This is a genomic window from Streptomyces sp. NPDC003248, from assembly GCF_055563235.1.
Window position 1 is genome coordinate 545643 of the sequence record NZ_JBVHDT010000003.1, and the last position, 15620, is coordinate 561262.

The 15620-nt window shown below is 71.6% G+C and carries 14 protein-coding genes; 4 read left to right on the forward strand and 10 right to left on the reverse strand.

Annotation, left to right across the window (positions count from 1 at the left end; all coding sequences use genetic code 11):
* Positions 1–73 precede the first annotated feature (73 nt).
* Entirely contained in the window at positions 74–898 is an 825-nt protein-coding gene (locus tag ACZ3KJ_RS11280; protein ID WP_467526247.1) for a C40 family peptidase, read from the forward strand.
* A gap of 120 nt (positions 899–1018) precedes the next feature.
* Here the strand turns inward: ACZ3KJ_RS11280 and ACZ3KJ_RS11285 are convergent, their stop codons facing one another.
* The gene (locus ACZ3KJ_RS11285; RefSeq protein WP_467526248.1) at positions 1019–2314 is read right to left on the reverse strand and encodes a geranylgeranyl reductase family protein; all 1296 of its coding nucleotides are present in this window, start codon (positions 2312–2314) and stop codon (positions 1019–1021) included.
* Between the two features lie 98 nt (positions 2315–2412).
* Here ACZ3KJ_RS11285 and ACZ3KJ_RS11290 point away from each other — a divergent pair, with 98 nt between their 5' ends.
* Both ACZ3KJ_RS11290 and ACZ3KJ_RS11295 read left to right on the forward strand, forming a co-directional pair.
* Positions 2413–2937 carry a GNAT family N-acetyltransferase gene (locus tag ACZ3KJ_RS11290; RefSeq protein WP_467526249.1) on the forward strand — a complete coding sequence of 175 codons (525 nt, stop codon included), beginning with the start codon at positions 2413–2415 and terminating at the stop codon, positions 2935–2937.
* A 122-nt stretch (positions 2938–3059) separates the two neighbouring features.
* On the forward strand, positions 3060–3374 hold the full coding sequence (locus tag ACZ3KJ_RS11295) for a PASTA domain-containing protein (RefSeq protein ID WP_467526250.1): 315 nt from the start codon (positions 3060–3062) through the stop codon (positions 3372–3374).
* A 37-nt stretch (positions 3375–3411) separates the two neighbouring features.
* Here the strand turns inward: ACZ3KJ_RS11295 and ACZ3KJ_RS11300 are convergent, their stop codons facing one another.
* The 4 genes from ACZ3KJ_RS11300 to ACZ3KJ_RS11315 are packed head-to-tail and all read right to left on the reverse strand — an operon-like array spanning position 3412 to position 8366.
* The gene (locus tag ACZ3KJ_RS11300; RefSeq protein WP_467526251.1) at positions 3412–4107 is read right to left on the reverse strand and encodes a demethylmenaquinone methyltransferase; all 696 of its coding nucleotides are present in this window, start codon (positions 4105–4107) and stop codon (positions 3412–3414) included.
* A 32-nt stretch (positions 4108–4139) separates the two neighbouring features.
* Complete coding sequence (locus ACZ3KJ_RS11305; RefSeq protein ID WP_467526252.1) at positions 4140–5699, reverse strand: acyltransferase family protein; 1560 nt, start codon at positions 5697–5699, stop codon at positions 4140–4142.
* Positions 5699–8035, reverse strand: a complete 2337-nt coding sequence (locus ACZ3KJ_RS11310) for a bifunctional polysaccharide deacetylase/glycosyltransferase family 2 protein (protein WP_467526253.1) — start codon at positions 8033–8035, stop codon at positions 5699–5701. Before ACZ3KJ_RS11310 ends, ACZ3KJ_RS11305 begins: the two co-directional genes overlap by 1 nt.
* A gap of 31 nt (positions 8036–8066) precedes the next feature.
* Positions 8067–8366 carry a hypothetical protein gene (locus ACZ3KJ_RS11315; protein ID WP_389513062.1) on the reverse strand — a complete coding sequence of 100 codons (300 nt, stop codon included), beginning with the start codon at positions 8364–8366 and terminating at the stop codon, positions 8067–8069.
* Between the two features lie 391 nt (positions 8367–8757).
* On the opposite strand from ACZ3KJ_RS11315, the gene ACZ3KJ_RS11320 reads away from it, so the two are divergent.
* Complete coding sequence (locus tag ACZ3KJ_RS11320) at positions 8758–9795, forward strand: chitinase (protein ID WP_467526254.1); 1038 nt, start codon at positions 8758–8760, stop codon at positions 9793–9795.
* 83 nt (positions 9796–9878) lie between these two features.
* On the opposite strand, the gene ACZ3KJ_RS11325 is transcribed toward ACZ3KJ_RS11320, so the two are convergent.
* From ACZ3KJ_RS11325 to ACZ3KJ_RS11345, 5 genes are all read right to left on the reverse strand, one after another.
* The gene (locus ACZ3KJ_RS11325) at positions 9879–10484 is read right to left on the reverse strand and encodes a hypothetical protein (protein ID WP_467526255.1); all 606 of its coding nucleotides are present in this window, start codon (positions 10482–10484) and stop codon (positions 9879–9881) included.
* 7 nt (positions 10485–10491) lie between these two features.
* Positions 10492–11691 carry a cyclic dehypoxanthinyl futalosine synthase gene (gene mqnC, locus ACZ3KJ_RS11330; RefSeq protein WP_467526256.1) on the reverse strand — a complete coding sequence of 400 codons (1200 nt, stop codon included), beginning with the start codon at positions 11689–11691 and terminating at the stop codon, positions 10492–10494.
* Between the two features lie 72 nt (positions 11692–11763).
* On the reverse strand, positions 11764–12678 hold the full coding sequence (locus ACZ3KJ_RS11335) for a prepilin peptidase (protein ID WP_467526257.1): 915 nt from the start codon (positions 12676–12678) through the stop codon (positions 11764–11766).
* A gap of 153 nt (positions 12679–12831) precedes the next feature.
* Complete coding sequence (locus tag ACZ3KJ_RS11340) at positions 12832–13260, reverse strand: hypothetical protein (protein ID WP_467526258.1); 429 nt, start codon at positions 13258–13260, stop codon at positions 12832–12834.
* Between the two features lie 374 nt (positions 13261–13634).
* Positions 13635–15506 (reverse strand): serine/threonine-protein kinase, encoded by a 1872-nt coding sequence (locus ACZ3KJ_RS11345; protein WP_467526259.1) that lies wholly within the window; start codon positions 15504–15506, stop codon positions 13635–13637.
* Positions 15507–15620 lie beyond the last annotated feature (114 nt).

Consider the following 15620-nt stretch of genomic DNA (forward strand, 5'->3'; position numbering starts at 1 on the left):
AATAAGGAGCGCCCCACCAGGTATTCAGGGGTGCGGTTGAGCAATTGTGGCGCAGCACACGTTTCTTGTAGGTATGAAGGAGCCCCTGGTACCGGTTGTACTCATGTCCCACACCGCTCACATACGCAGCCACCGGAAGCCCCGCCGCAGCGCGTCCACGATCGCGATGCGGGCCGGAGTCGCCAGTGGTGTTCTCGGCACGCTGGCCGTCGCCACGGCGTCAGGATCGGCCAACGCCGCCGAGCCGGTGACGCAGACGCTCGAACTGCCCGTGCTGACGGGAGACCTGGCCGCCCAGGTCGCGCAGTCCGCCGAGGCCACGCAGCAGGCCGCGGCGAACTACCAGCTGGAGGCCGAGCGCGACGCGGCCGCCGCCGCGGCGGCCGCGGAGGCCAAGAAGGACCTCGCCGCCGCCAAGAAGGCCGAGGCGAAGAAGAAGGCCGCCGAGGAGGCCCGCAAGGCCGCCGCCGAGGCCGCCGTGTCCCGCTCCTCGGAGCGGACCACCCTGACCACCGCCTCCACGACCGCCTCCGCCCCGGCCAGCGGCAGCGTGTCGACGGTCATCTCCTTCCTCAAGGCGCAGGTGGGCGACGCCTACGTCATGGGTGCCACCGGGCCCAACGCGTGGGACTGCTCCTCGCTCGTGCAGGCCGCGTTCCGGCAGGTCGGCGTCGACCTGCCGCGTGTCTCGCAGGACCAGTCGATGGCCGGCACCGATGTCTCCCTGTCCGACCTCCAGGTCGGTGACATCCTCTACTGGGGCGGCAAGGGTTCCGCGTACCACGTGGGCGTGTACATCGGCGACGGCCAGTACCTGGACGCGGCCAACCCGTCCAAGGGCGTCGTCATCCAGGACCTCTCCGGCTACCCGGCGTCCGGTGCGGTGCGCGTGCTCTGACACGCCACCGCGCCCGGCGCACGGGACGAAGGGCCGCTGCCGCTCGGGGGCAGCGGCCCTTCGGGCTTCCCACGGGACCGGCGGGGGTCTCGCCCCCGCCGGTCGCGCCGGTCGAGCCGGTCACGCCTTGGGCGCCACCTTGCTCAGGCCGTTGATGATGCGGTCCATCGCGTCGCCGCCCGTCGGGTCGGTCAGGTTCGCCAGCATCTTCAGGGTGAACTTCATCAGCAGGGGGTGGGTCAGGCCGCGCTGGGTCGCGATCTTCATGACCTTCGGGTTGCCGATGAGCTTCACGAAGGCGCGGCCCAGCGTGTAGTAGCCGCCGTAGGTGTCCTTGAGGATCTGCGGGTAGCGCTGGAGGGCGAGTTCGCGCTGGCCGGGGGTGGCGCGGGCGTGCGCCTGGACGATGACGTCGGCGGCGATCTGGCCGGACTCCATGGCGTAGGCGATGCCCTCGCCGTTGAAGGGGTTCACCAGGCCGCCGGCGTCGCCGACGAGGAGCAGGCCCTTGGTGTAGTGGGGCTGGCGGTTGAAGGCCATGGGCAGGGCGGCGCCGCGGATGGGGCAGGTCATGTTCTCCGGGGTGTAGCCCCAGTCCTCCGGCATGGAGGCGCACCAGGCCTTGAGGACCTCGCGCCAGTCCAGCTCCTTGAAGGAGTCGGAGGTGTTGAGGACGCCCAGGCCGACGTTGGAGGTGCCGTCGCCCATGCCGAAGATCCAGCCGTAGCCCGGCAGGAGCCGGTCCTCGCCCGGTCCCCGCCGGTCCCACAGCTCCAGCCAGGACTCCAGGTAGTCGTCGTCGTGGCGCGGGGAGGTGAAGTAGGTGCGGACCGCGACGCCCATCGGACGGTCCTCACGGCGGTGCAGGCCCATGGCCAGGGACAGCCGGGTGGAGTTGCCGTCGGCGGCGACGACCAGCGGGGCGTGGAAGGTGACCTCGCGCTTCTCCTCGCCCAGCTTGGCGCGCACGCCGGTGATCCGGCCGGTGCGGTCGTCGACGATCGGGGCGCCGACGTTGCAGCGCTCGTACAGCCGCGCGCCCGCCTTCTGCGCCTGGCGCGCCAGCTGTTCGTCGAAGTCGTCGCGCTTGCGGACGAGTCCGTAGTCGGGGAAGGAGGCGAGATCCGGCCAGTCGAGCTGGAGGCGGACCCCGCCACCGATGATGCGCAGGCCCTTGTTGCGCAGCCAGCCGGCCTCCTCGGAGATGTCGATGCCCATGGCCACGAGCTGTTTGACCGCGCGCGGGGTGAGGCCGTCGCCGCAGACCTTCTCGCGGGGGAACTCGGTCTTCTCCAGCAGGAGTACGTCGAGTCCGGCCTTGGCGAGGTGGTACGCGGTCGTGGATCCGGCCGGGCCCGCCCCGACGACGATCACGTCGGCGGCGTTTCCGGAGAGGGGCTCGGTCTCGACGGTCACGGCGGGATCTCCCCAAGTTCGACATCTGTGTGCCGGCCGGCACGGGACATGGGCAGTCTATTCAGCGGTACCGATCACCCGGCTGAAGGGCTGCCTCCGTGAACCGAGTTCTCCCCGTCGTACGGCTGCGTGTCCCCACGGACGAGGACGCGGTGGCCTGGCACCGGTCCTTCGCCCACCCGGACGTCATGGAGTTCCACGGCGGCAGGCCCGCGGGGCTGTCCGTCTACGAGGAGCTCACCGCCCGCCAGCGCCGGCACGACGCCGAGCGCGGTTTCTGCCTGTGGACCGTGCTCGACGCGTCGGGTCAGGTCGTCGGCTTCACCGGCGCCCAGCCCTGGGAGCGGGAGTGGGGACCCACGGGGGAGATCGAGATCGGCTGGCGGCTCGCCCGGGACCACTGGGGCCAGGGGTATGTCACCGCCGCCGCGCGGATGACGCTGGAGCGGGTGCGGGCGGCCGGGGTGCCGGGTGTGGTGGCCATGGTCGACGCGCGCAACGCCCGTTCGATCGCGGTCACCCGGCGGCTCGGTATGCGGCTGGCGGAGGTCTTCACGACGCCGGGGACCGGGCGGGAGGCGCACTGCTACCGGCTCGACCTCACCGATGACCACTCTGTGTAGCCAATAGGCGCGGAAATTACTACGGATAGGCACCGAACACTTCCGGATGGCGCCGCGGGGCGGCTACTCTTCCCGTACCACTGGGGGTGACATCTGTGCTCATACAGCCCAAAACACCCGAAGTGCGCGTGCCGAAACTCGTCGGCCTGATGGCCATGGACGCGCGCGAGACGGCCACGGCACAGGGGGTGCTGCTGGCCGCGCCCGACCGGCCCGACTTCCACCGCACCGTCGTCGACTACGTCGTACGGCAGTACCCGCCGCCCGGTGCCGAGGTACCGCGCGGGGCGGTCGTCACCGTGTGGTTCGACTTCGCCGACGGCGAGGGCGGCGGGGGTGCGGGCGTCCGCGAACCGCGTCTGCCGAGACCGGGCGGGGGCGGGCTGGAGCGCGAACTGGACCGGCCGGGAGACGCCTTCGAGCCGGTCATCGGGTAGGCACGCCGGGTGGGGGCCGCGCCGGCCCCCACGTGGGTCAGTTCTCCTTGAAGCCCCGGTGCAGGGTCACCACGCCGCCGGTCAGGTTGCGCCAGGCGACCTTCGACCAGCCGGCCTTCCGCAGGTGCTCGGCCAGGGCGGGCTGGTCGGGCCAGGCGCGGATGGACTCGGCGAGGTAGACGTACGCGTCGGGGTTCGAGGAGACCGCGCGCGCCACCGGGGGCAGGGCGCGCATCAGGTACTCGGTGTAGACGGTGCGGAAGGGCGCCCAGGTCGGGTGCGAGAACTCGCAGATCACGACCCGTCCGCCCGGCCGGGTCACCCGGTGCATCTCGCGCAGGGCGGAGTCGAAGTCCTGCACGTTGCGCAGCCCGAAGGAGATCGTGACGGCGTCGAAGGTGTCGTCCTTGAACGGCAGCCGCGTCGCGTCGCCCGCGGTGAACGGCAGCCAGGCGTGCTTCTTCTTGCCGACCTGGAGCATGCCGAGGGAGAAGTCGCAGGGGACGACGTAGGCGCCGGTCCGGGCGAACGGCAGGGAGGAGGTGGCCGTCCCGGCCGCCAGGTCCAGGACCTTCTGCGCGGGACGGGCGTCGACCGCGCGGGCGACCTCCTTGCGCCATCTCCTGTCCTGACCGAGCGAGAGGACGTCGTTCGTCAGGTCGTACCGTTCCGCCACGTCGTCGAACATCGAGGCGACTTCGTGCGGCTGCTTGTTCAGGGAAGCGCGGGTCACCCCGCCATTCTTGCAGCCCGGCCGGGAGCGGCTCACGGCAGGAGCCGCGGCCGCTTCTTCCCCGCGACGTCCTCGACCCACCCGCACAGCAGCACGAACAGCACGATCAGCACCCAGCCGACGCCGAACATGAACCACATGCTCTCCAGCGGCAGGTACTTCTCGAAGGCGGGCACGTTCCAGAACGTGTCGATCAGCGGGACCGCCAGCACCAGGGCGATCTCGTGCCAGAGGTAGATCGTCACGGCGCGCGCGTTGAAGACCGTGACGATCCGGTTGGTGCGCCGGTAGCGGGTGAGCCAGGCGAAGTCGATGCCGAAGTACGCCTTGGCCCACATCAGCAGCATCACGAAACCGGCCGACCAGAAGGCCTGGGCGAGGGGGTTCTCGTCCAGGTCGTAGGTGCCGAACTCGGCCTGGTGGGCGAGGGCGTACCAGCCGCCGTAGGCCATCGCGGCGAGCGAGAGGACGACCACCAGGGCGGGCTTCATCCGCTGGAGGACGCCGTCGCGGTGCGCGAAGCCGAGCATCCAGCAGAAGAGGTACGTCGACAGGTCCCACAGGGCGGTGCCGACGCGGTTGTCGGGACCGGCCCAGACGAACGTCAGGACCATGATCGGGACGAGGGACAGCACCAGCACCGGGATCGGGGCGAGGCGGAACACCCGGAGCAGGAGCGGGGACAGCAGGACGAACCACAGGTAGGTCCGCAGGTACCAGAGGATCTCCCAGGCCTGCTCGCCCCAGGCGTTGCCCGGCGGGTCCCCCAGCGGCACGATCCAGTAGACGATCTGCCAGCCCGGCATCCAGTCGTGGATCAGCATCGCGACGACGACGAAGACGCCCCAGAACCAGAACGGCGGCAGGAGCCGGCGCATCCGGCTCTTGATCACCTTGAGCGCGGGGCGCTCCAGGGACTTCGCCATCAGGGTGCCGGCCAGGCCGAACATGATCCCCATGGACGGGAAGACCACGCTGGCCCAGGCCCAGCCGAAGGTGTGGTAGGTGACGACGCGGATCAGCGCCAGGGCGCGCAGGGTGTCGAAGTACCGGTCGCGGACGCCCGCCCTGGGCGCCCCCGAGGACTTCTCCCCCTCCGCCGCGGCCGCGGGGCTGCCGGGCTCCGCGGCGCCGGCGGGACGGGGCCGGCCCGGCTCGGCGGACTCCCCCGCCTCCACCGGCTCGGCGGACTCCTCCGCCTGCTCCGGATCGTCCACCGCCACCGCGGGCAGCGGTGCCGTCTGGTCCACCGGCTGGGGCCGGGGCGGCGCCTGGACCGGCGGCTGCCCCTGCCCCGCGTACTGCTGGGGGTACGGCTGCCCCTGCCCGGCGTACTGCTGTTGTCCGTACTGATGCTGCGTGTACGGCTGCTGCGTGTACGGCTGCTGCCCGTAGCCGGACCCGTAGCCGCCCTCGTACCCCTGCGGGTACTGCTGTTGCTGGGGCGGGGCGGGCCAGCCCTCCTGCGGCCAGCCCTCCTGCCCGCCCCCTTGGCCGTGGCCCTGGCCGTAGCCGTGGCCCTGGCCGTATCCCCGGCCCTGGCCCTGGCCCTGGCCGTACCCCTCCCCCTGGCCCTGCTGTTCCCAGCTCATCAGCTCACCCCGGCCGGGGTTCCCACCTCGCCCGTCCGCTTCAGCTTCTGCCAGCGCAGACGGCCGCCGGTGAGAGCGGTGATGGAGGAGTGGATGAGGACGAGGTACATCATCTGGCGGTAGGCGAGCTGCTGGAGCGGCATCATCAGCAGGTAGCGGTACTTCTCCCGGTCGAGCCGGAAGGCGTACCCCGCGCAGAACAGCTGGACCGCGAGCACCGCCAGCCAGGCCAGCAGGGCCGCCTGGAAGTCGATGAAGATCATCGAGTAGATGGTGAACACGTCGATGAGCGGGGCGAAGATCGGCGTGATGATCTGGAAGAGGACGACCAGCGGCATGCCGACGCGGCCGAAGCGGCCCGAGGGGCCCTTGTCCGTGAGGGACTTGCGGTGCTTCCACAGCGCCTGCATGGTGCCGTAGGACCAGCGGTAGCGCTGCGACCACAGCTGCTTCAGGGAGCCGGGCGCCTCCGTCCAGGCGATGGCGTGCTCCTGGTAGACGACGTTCCATCCGCCGCGGTGCATGGCGATGGTGATGTCGGTGTCCTCGGCGAGGGTGTCCTCGCTCATGCCGCCGACCTCCAGGACGGCGTCCCGGCGGAACGCGCCGATGGCGCCGGGGATCGTCGGCATGCAGCGCAGCAGGTCGTACATGCGGCGGTCGAGGTTGAAGCCCATCACGTACTCGATGTGCTGCCAGGCGCCGATGATCGTGTTGCGGTTGCCGACCTTGGCGTTGCCGGCGACCGCGCCCACCTTCGGGTCGGCGAACGGCTGCACCAGCTGGTGCACGGCCTCCGGCTCGAAGACGGTGTCGCCGTCCATCATCACGACGATGTCGTAACTGGCGCTGCGCACTCCGTTGTTGAGCGCGGCCGGCTTGCCCGCGTTCTCCTGCCGGATGACCCGGACGTTCGTCATGCCGAGCTTGTCGGCCGCGGCGCGCGCGATCTCCGACGTGCCGTCCGTCGAGCCGTCGTCGACGACGAGGATCTCGATCGGATGGGTGCTCCGCGCCAGCGACTCGAGGGTGTTGGCGATGCACTCCTTCTCGTTGTACGCCGGGACGATCACGCTCACCGGCCGGGTGACCGTCGGTCCCCAGCTGAAGCGGCGTTTGTTGCGGATTCTGTAGTGCCGGCGGGCCAGGATCAGCATCATCCCGAAGCGGCCCATGACCGCCACGCCGACGACCATCAGTCCGTACGAGAGCGCGGGGACCGTCCATTCGGCGAAGGCGACCGCCGCGATGAGGGCCTTGCCCTCGTACAGGGTGACGCCGGTGGCCTCGCGGTGCGCGGCCTGGAGGGAGTTCACGGCCTCGCCCGCACCGTTCGGCACGGTGCCGGGCTGCCCGCCCGTGCCGGCGGTCGCGCCCGCCGTGGGGGTGCCCGCCTCGGTCGTGGCGGCTCCCGTGTCCTGCTGCTGCCCGGAGTTCGCCGCCGCCGGAGCGCCTGCGGCCTGCTCCTGCATGACGCCGCTGACGGTGGTGAAGGTGTAGCCCTTCGCCTTCATCTTCTCGATGTACTTCGGCAGCGCCTTGATCGTCTGCGAACGCTCGCCACCGGCGTCGTGGAACAGCACCGACGCGCCCTTGTCGTCCTCCGGCGTGGCCCACTTGATGATCTTCGAGACGCCCGGCCGCTTCCAGTCGTCGCTGTCGGTGTCGATGAAGACGCTGGTGTAGCCGTCCTCGCCGAGCTTCTCGTAGACGGGCCAGCTGTAGTTGTCGATGGCGTCCGTCTCCGACGAGTACGGCGCGCGGAACAGCGTGGTGGTGATGCCGGCCGCGCCCGCCAGCGCGAGCTGGGTCTGTGTCATCTCGCGCTCGATGCGGGCGTCGCTCTGGTAGGAGAGGTCGACGTGGGTGAAGGTGTGGATGCCGATCTCGTTGCCCTGGTCGACCATGTCGTTCACGATGCTCGGGTAGCGCGAGACCATCGAGCCGACCACGAAGAACGTGCCGGGTACGTCGTACTCCTCGAGGATCTCCAGCACCTGCGGCGTCCACGTGGGGTTGGGGCCGTCGTCGAAGGTGAGCGCGATCGTCTTGTCCGGCACCGAGAGCATGGTGGCCTGTCCGCCCCGGAAGGTCAGGATCGGGCCGCCCTCGAGGACCTCGTCGGGCACCTTGCTGGCGCTGGCGCCGTCGCGGACGCGCTGGTCGTTGCCGACCTCGGAGCGCAGGTAGCCGTCGAGCAGCATCACGCTGGTGAGCCCCAGCAGGAGCAGCAGGGCGAGGATGACACGCGGTTTCTGCAACGCCGCGGCCTTGCCCGCCGCCCGCTCGATGCGGGAGGGGGCACGGCGCCGCCGGCGGGAGGGAGTCGTCGTCATGAGGGTGGCTGCGTTCCGGTCGGTGTGGGCGTCAGTTGGCGGTCGCTGAGGCGGACGGGGACGGTGAGGCGGTGCCCGAGGGCGGGGTGGTGCCGGGCAGGCCGACCTGGTTGCCCACGCCGCCGTCCGGGCGGATGCCGGCGGGTCCCTGACCGCCCTGGGCACCCTGGCCGCTCCCGCCGAACGGCAGCAGCGAGGACGGGGTCAGCGAGGTGCCCCAGCCCATGAACGCGGCGCCGAGGACGCCCGCGTAGGCGAGACAGCCGACGCTGATGAGGAGGCCGATCCGGCGCAGCAGCTTCGACCTGCGTCCGGAGTTGTCGACGAACACGGGCCCTTCCGCGGAGTCGCTGCCGCGTTTGCGACGGCGACCGCGAGCGGCCGCACGGCTTTCGATACCAGGCTCGGAATGCATTCCACAGAGATTAGGGAGCGTTTATGTGATCCAAACTCTGTACTTCATGTGAGGCAGCCATGAGGAACGGCCGAACCTGTCTCTTGCCTGAGAGTCCCACCGGCCCCCCATGCGGCCTACCGACCGGAAGGCAGGGCCATTTGCCCCTTTCAGGTGGAAAATGAACCATCTTTGGGCCCTTATGTCCACCGGCTGTCCATGCCCTGAGGACCCCCGCGCGGGCCGCCCGCATGTGAGACATTTCCACTTCGACACCACACTTTGTTTCCATCCTGAGACAGAAATCACGAGAGCGGGTGCATGCGCAATGAGGAGTCTCCTGAAGCCGGCGGCCGGGCTCACTTGCTTGTTTGCCCTGGCCACGGCGGGATGCTCCGCGGGGTCCGACGACTCGTCGGACGCAGCACCCGCGACGCCCGAACAATCCGCGACGGCCTCCCCGTCCGAGAGCGCCACGGCGTCCTCGGGCACCACCTACGCCCCTTATGTGAGCGCCACCACGTCCTACGACACCGACTCGACGGGCTCGCCCTCGACCTACAACCTGGCGTTCGTCATCTCGGACAGCAGCAGTTGTACGCCGGAGTGGAACGGCACGCACGCGATCGACGACACGACCGTGGCGTCCCGCATAGCGAAGCTCACGGACACGGGCGCCTCCGTCCGCGTCTCCTTCGGCGGGGCCTCCGGCGACGAGCTGGCCGCGACCTGTGACAGCGTGTCGGAGCTGGCGGAGGCGTACGGCGCGGCCCTCGACGCGGCCGGTTCCACGAAGGCCGACTTCGACATCGAGGGCGACGATCTGACGGACTCGGCGTCGATCGCCCTGCGGTCGCAGGCGATCGCCCAACTCCAGGCGGACCGGCCGGACCTGGAGGTCTCCTTCACCGTCCCGGTGATGCCGTCCGGGCTGGACTCCGACACCCTCGCGCTGCTGACGTCGGCGAACAAGTACGACGTCCAGGTGTCCACCATCAACCTGATGACGATGAACTACGGCTCGTCGTACACCGGGGACATGGGCGAGTACGCGATCACCTCGGCCACGGCCGCGCACACCCAGCTGAAGGACATGTTCGGCACGTCGGACGAGGCGGCCTGGAAGGGCATGGCGCTCACCTCGATGATCGGCGTGAACGACGTCGACAACGAGACGTTCACGCTCGCCGACGCCGCCGAGGTACGGACGTTCGCCGAGGAGAACGGCATCTCCTGGGTGTCGATGTGGGTGACCTTCCGCGACACGCAGTGCGAGGACGGCGCCTCCACGGAGGACGCGCTGACCACGTGCAGCGGGGTCGAGCAGGAGGACGGGGCGTTCGCCGAGGCCTTCGCGGGCGAGTAGGCGAGCAGGCGAGCAGGCGGGCCGGGACCGGTCGTCCCGGCGTACCGCCCGCTGAGCGTCGGCCGTCCCGGCGTACCGCCCGCTCAGCGCCGGCGGTACACGAGGCGTCCGTCGATGACGGTGGCCACGCAGGTCGCGGCGCCGCGTTCGGCGAGGGCGGCCTCGTCCGGCACGTCGAAGACGGCGAACCGGGCGGCGGAACCGCTCTCCCTGGCGGGCGCGAACTCCCCCGGCCGCCCGCCCGCGTACGGGTCGAGCGAGGGCGCCCCGGGGGGCCGCCCGATCCGGTCCACCACCCCGAGGCCGGAGCGGCGCACGGCGTCCCGTACGGCCCGGTTGCGGAAGCTCCCGCAGGCCGCGGCGACCGTGCCGTGCGCCAGCATGCGCTGCACCCCGCGCCGCGCGCTCGCGCCCCAGCGGGCGTCGTCCATGGCCAGCGCGGTGAGCGCGTCCCCGGTCAGCGGCTCGGTGCCGAGCTCGTCGGCCTCCCGCGGATCGGGGTGGTACGTCTCCTCCAGCAGCTCGGTGCCGTAGGGGTTGACCAGCCCGGGGGTGAGGATGCCGGGCCACCGGCGCACCCGGGCCCGCGGGCGGTCGGCGAGGAGCTTCTCCAGCGGGCCCGCCTCGGCGATGCGGGCGCCGTCGACGGCGAACGCCCGGCCCCTGGAGTCCGCGTGGATCGTGAGCATCGGGCGGCTAGTTGGCGGCGAGGAGCTTCAGCTCGGGGTGGGCCGTACCGCCCTCGATCGCGGTCGACGAGATGTGGGAGACGACGCGCTCGTCGACGGGGTCGTTCGCCGGGTCGTCGTGGACGACGAGGTGCTCGTACGTCGTGGAGCGCTGCGCCGGGACGCGGCCCGCCTTCCTGATCAGGTCGATGATCTCCAGGCGGTTGGAGCGGTGCTTGGCGCCGGCCGAGGAGACGACGTTCTCCTCCAGCATGATCGAGCCGAGGTCGTCCGCGCCGTAGTGCAGGGACAGCTGGCCGACCTCCTTGCCCGTCGTCAGCCAGGAGCCCTGGATGTGGCGGACGTTGTCGAGGAAGAGGCGGGCGATGGAGATCATCCGCAGGTACTCGAAGAGGGTCGCCTGGGTGCGGCCCTTCAGGTGGTTGTTCTCGGGCTGGTACGTGTACGGGATGAAGGCCCGGAAGCCGCCCGTGCGGTCCTGCACGTCACGGATCATCCGCAGGTGCTCGATGCGCTCGGCGTTCGTCTCGCCCGTGCCCATGAGCATGGTGGAGGTGGACTCGACGCCGAGGTTGTGGGCCGCCTCCATGATCTCCAGCCAGCGCTCGCCGGACTCCTTCAGCGGGGCGATCGCCTTGCGCGGGCGGGCCGGCAGCAGTTCGGCGCCGGCGCCGGCGAAGGAGTCCAGCCCGGCCTGGTGGATCCGGGTGATGGCCTCCTCGACCGACACCTTCGAGATCCGCGCCATGTGCTCGACCTCGCTCGCCCCCAGGCTGTGGATGACGAGCTGCGGGAACTCCTTCTTGATGGCGGAGAAGTGCCTCTCGTAGTACTCCACGCCGTAGTCGGGGTGGTGTCCGCCCTGGAACATGATCTGGGTGCCGCCCAGCTCGACGGTCTCCGCGCACCGGCGCAGGATGTCGTCGAGGTCGCGGGTCCAGCCCTTGTCCTTGTCCTTGGGGGCCGCGTAGAAGGCGCAGAACTTGCACGCCGTGACGCACACGTTGGTGTAGTTGATGTTCCGCTCGATGATGTACGTCGCGATGTGCTCGGTCCCGGCGTACTGGCGGCGGCGTACGGCGTCGGCGGCGGCGCCCAGCGCGTGCAGGGGCGCGTCGCGGTAGAGGTCGAGCGCCTCCTCTGGCGTGATCCGCCCGCCCTCGGCGGCACGGTCGAGGACGGACTGGAGGTCGGCCTTCTCGGTCACCGGGGCGTCCCTTTCGTCAAGGGTTGTGGACGGACCGAACCAGCCTACGCCAGCCTTTCGCACCACCGGACTTCAGGCCGCGTACGCACCGGTCAGCAGCCCCGCGAACGCCCCCGCGATCAGGAACGGCCCGAACGGGATGGTCGTCCCGCGTCCCGCCCGGCCCGCGACGACGAGCGCGCCCCCGTACAGCGCGCCCAGCAGGAACCCGGCGAACGTGCCCAGCATGACCGCGGCCCAGCCGTACCAGCCGAGTACGGCGCCCGCGCCGAGCGCCAGCTTCACGTCGCCGAAGCCCATGCCGGCCGGGTTGATCAGGTGCAGGACGAGATAGCCGGCGCCGAGCGCGAGCGACCCGAGCAGGGCCGTCGTCCAGTCCCCGGCGTGCTCGGGCAGCAGCGCGGCCCCGCCGAGCAGGGCGAGGGCGGCCGCGGCGAGCGGGAGGGTGAGCGGGTCGGGCAGCCGCCGCACCCGCAGGTCGACGACCGCGAGCAGCACGCCGACGGGCGCGAGCAGCAGCCAGACGACCAGCTCGGGCCGGAGCCCCGTGGCGACGGCGGCGAGGGCGCAGACGAACGCGGTGCCGACGGCGAGACCGGCTGCGCCGGGGCCGTAACGGGCGGAGGGGGCGGCGCTGGGGGTGCGGGGGGCTGGTGGGGCGGCGCCGGGAGTGCGGGAGGCAGGCGGGGCGGCGCCGGGGGCGTGGGGTGCGGGCGGGGAGGGGGCGGCGGCGCAGTCGGGGCAGCGGGCCGGGCCGAGCCAGCCCCTGATCGGGTGTCCGCCCGGACAGGTGCTCCGCCAGCCCTCCTGGACCGGGGCCGGCGCGGCCCCCTCGGCCCCCTCGGCCTGCTGCTCCTCCCTCTCCTCCTCCGGGGGCAGCTCCACCGAGAACCGGTAGACCGCCCGCGGCAGCAGCGCACCCGCCACCACCCCCCAGAGCGCCGCGACGACGATCAGCGCGGCGTCGACCGACGTGAGTTCGGTCATGACGCCGGCCTTCCCGTCGAAGTCGCAGTGGTGCGTCGAGCGTACCGAGACGTCGATCTCCTGGACGGATGTTTCCCGTGCCGCGGCCGGGACGCGACGACCCGTCACGAAGGCCCGTCACGAAGGCCCGGACGCACAGCGGTCACGGCCCGTTCAGGATGCCGCCCGCGAACCGAACTTGCCTTTCCATTGCTTCTGGTCATCCCTCACCGGGCCGCCGATCAGAATCAGCTGTCGCTCCAGGGCAGAACAACAGGTTTGCGTTGCCACCACCATCCCCGCCCGGCCGAGAAGGACAGCCACATGTTGCGCGATGTTTTCCGCCAGGAGCGTGATCTGGTCCCGTGACCGCAGGGCCTCTCGGTACAGCTCGACTGGATAGCGGCCGGTCGGCTGCCAGCCCGATTGCATTCGGCGGACCATCCTCTCCCACTCGGAGAGGTGCACACGGGCGCTGTCCAGCGGAGTTCCCACGTCCTCACCGAGAACCGCATCAGCGCAGTTGTTCTCGTTCTGACCGTGAGCATGCACAGCCGACAGGAAGTCCCTGGCGGTCGGCGTCGGGACGAGCTGCTCACGCACGATCTCCGGAAGGCTGCATGACGCGCGCTTCGGGAAGTTCGGGCACCGCGTCCTCGACGGCGTCGAGGGAGTACACGGGCGGCTCGTCGTCCGAAGCCAGGAGACGAGCGCGGGTCACCAGGCCGGTAGAGGTCACCAGCCAGTACGCGCTGGGATGCGCTCCTCCGCCGGGTACAGGACGACAGTCTGTGCCCCTGCGGCGAATCCGGCAGCGCACTCCGCTTCTGTCGGCCGCTCGGTCACCGCCATGCGCTCGTTCCCGTGGCCCGCGGCCGGGTGATCATCGGCAGTTCGGCCCGCCGCACCCGCTCCTTCCCGTGCATGCCGCGGCCCACGCCGACGTCGTGGCCGGATCCGTACCTGTTCCCGTCCTGCTAGTCCACCCGCGCCATCCGCGCCACCGGCCGCCCCTCCGCATCGCTGTCCGAGGTGTACGTCAGGTCGTCGTCCGTCGGGGTCAGGTGGACGGTGTGGGGGTCGGGGTTGCAGCCGGCGTGGTTGGTGGTGGCGCCCTTCGCGGTGGCGACCACCTCCTTCTCCGTCACCTGCTTCAACGTGAGGACGTCCACGCAGACCGCGCCCAGGAGGTCGGTCTGGCGCATCTCTCCCAGTTCCTGGCCCACGGCCGCCTGGTGGACGGTCACCCGGAAGGTGCCCATGGGGAGTTGGCCGTCGAGGCCGGCGGCCTGGCCCTCCCAGGTGCCGAGGTAGCCGGCCGGGAGGGCGGCGGTGGGCGTGGCGGTGCCCTCGCCGGCGCCGGGGTCGTCGCCCTCGCCGTCGCCGGAGCCGGGGAGCTCCGTGGCCGTGGGGGATGTGGAGGTGGGGGCGCCGTCGGCGTAGTCGTGCCCGCTGTCGGACGATCCCGGCAGCAGGTCGAGGACGAAGACCGAACCCACCGTCACCGCGGCCAGTGCCCCCGCGACCGCCAGGGCGACGGTGCAGCTCAGGCGGCGTCCGCGGCCGGCCTCGCCGGGGCCGGCGGTGGCCGCGAGGCTCACGGACAGCTTTCCGGGGCGGCCGCCGGACCGGTCACCGGGCCGGTCACCGGGCCGGTCACCGCCGTGGCGGGGCGCGGGGACCGCGTCCGCCGGGGTCGGCGTCTCGGTGGGCGACATGACGGCAGGCGGCATGACGGGGGGTGGCATGACGGGGGGTGGCATCACCGGGGGCGGCCCGAACTCACCGACGGTGACGGGTCGTTGCGGCTGCCCCACCGAAGGGCTGCTGAACTCCACGGGCCCGGAGACCGGACCGGGTGCCAGGGCCGGGGTCGCGGTCGAGACCGATGCCGAGTCCCACGGCGGGGCCGCTCCGGCGCCGTTCCCCGCCCCGTTCCCCGCCCCGGTCCCCTCCAGGTTCAGCACCCGTACGGCGCTGCGCCCCACCTGTTCCACCACCGCCCCCGGCAGCCATCCGGCCGCCACCAGCCGGGCGGCGCCCTCGGGGGCCAGCCGCCGGGCCACGTCCCCGGGGGCGGGCCGGGCGCGCGGGTCCTTCGCCAGGCAGGCCTCGGCCACCTCCCGCAGGACACCGCCGAGTCCGTCGAGCTCCGGCTCCTCGTGGACGACCTTGTAGAGGAGGGCGGCGGAGGTGTCGCCGCGGAAGGGCGGCTCGCCGGTGGCCGCGTACGCCAGGACCGCGCCGAGGGAGAAGACGTCGGCGGCGCCGGTGACGCCCTTGCCGAGGATCTGCTCGGGGGCCATGTAGCCGGGCGAGCCGACGGAGACGCCGGTGGACGTCAGCGACGCCGTGCCGTCCGTGGCGCGCGCGATGCCGAAGTCGATCAGGAGGGGGCCGTCGACGGTCAGCAGGACGTTGGACGGCTTGACGTCCCGGTGCACGAGTCCGAGTCCGTGGACGGTCACCAGCGCCTCCGCCAGCCCCGCCCCCAGCACCCGTACGGTGTGCTCGGGCAGCGCTCCCCCGTCCGTACCGGCGACGGCCGCCGCCAGTGAGGGGCCCGCCGCGTACGCCGTGGCGACCCAGGGCACGGCCGCCTCCGGGTCGGCGTCGAGCACCGGCGCGGTCCAGGCGCCCCCGACCCGCCGGGCGGCCTCGACCTCGCGCCGGAAGCGGGCGCGGAACTCCTCGTCGAGGGCGAGGTGCGGGTGCACGATCTTCACCGCGACCGTGCGGCCGCCGGCGCTGCGCCCCAGGTAGACGCGGCCCATCCCGCCGGAGCCGAGCCGGCCGAGCAGCCGGTAGGGCCCCACCTCGGTGGGTTCGTCGGCTCCGAGCGGCTGCATGGCGTCCCCTCTCCCCCGTAACGCCTCACGTAACGCCTCACTCCCCAGCAGGGTAGTGCCCGGCCCGCCGGATCCCAGGGGCGGAACGGCGGCACTTCGCGGGGGAGGTCTCAG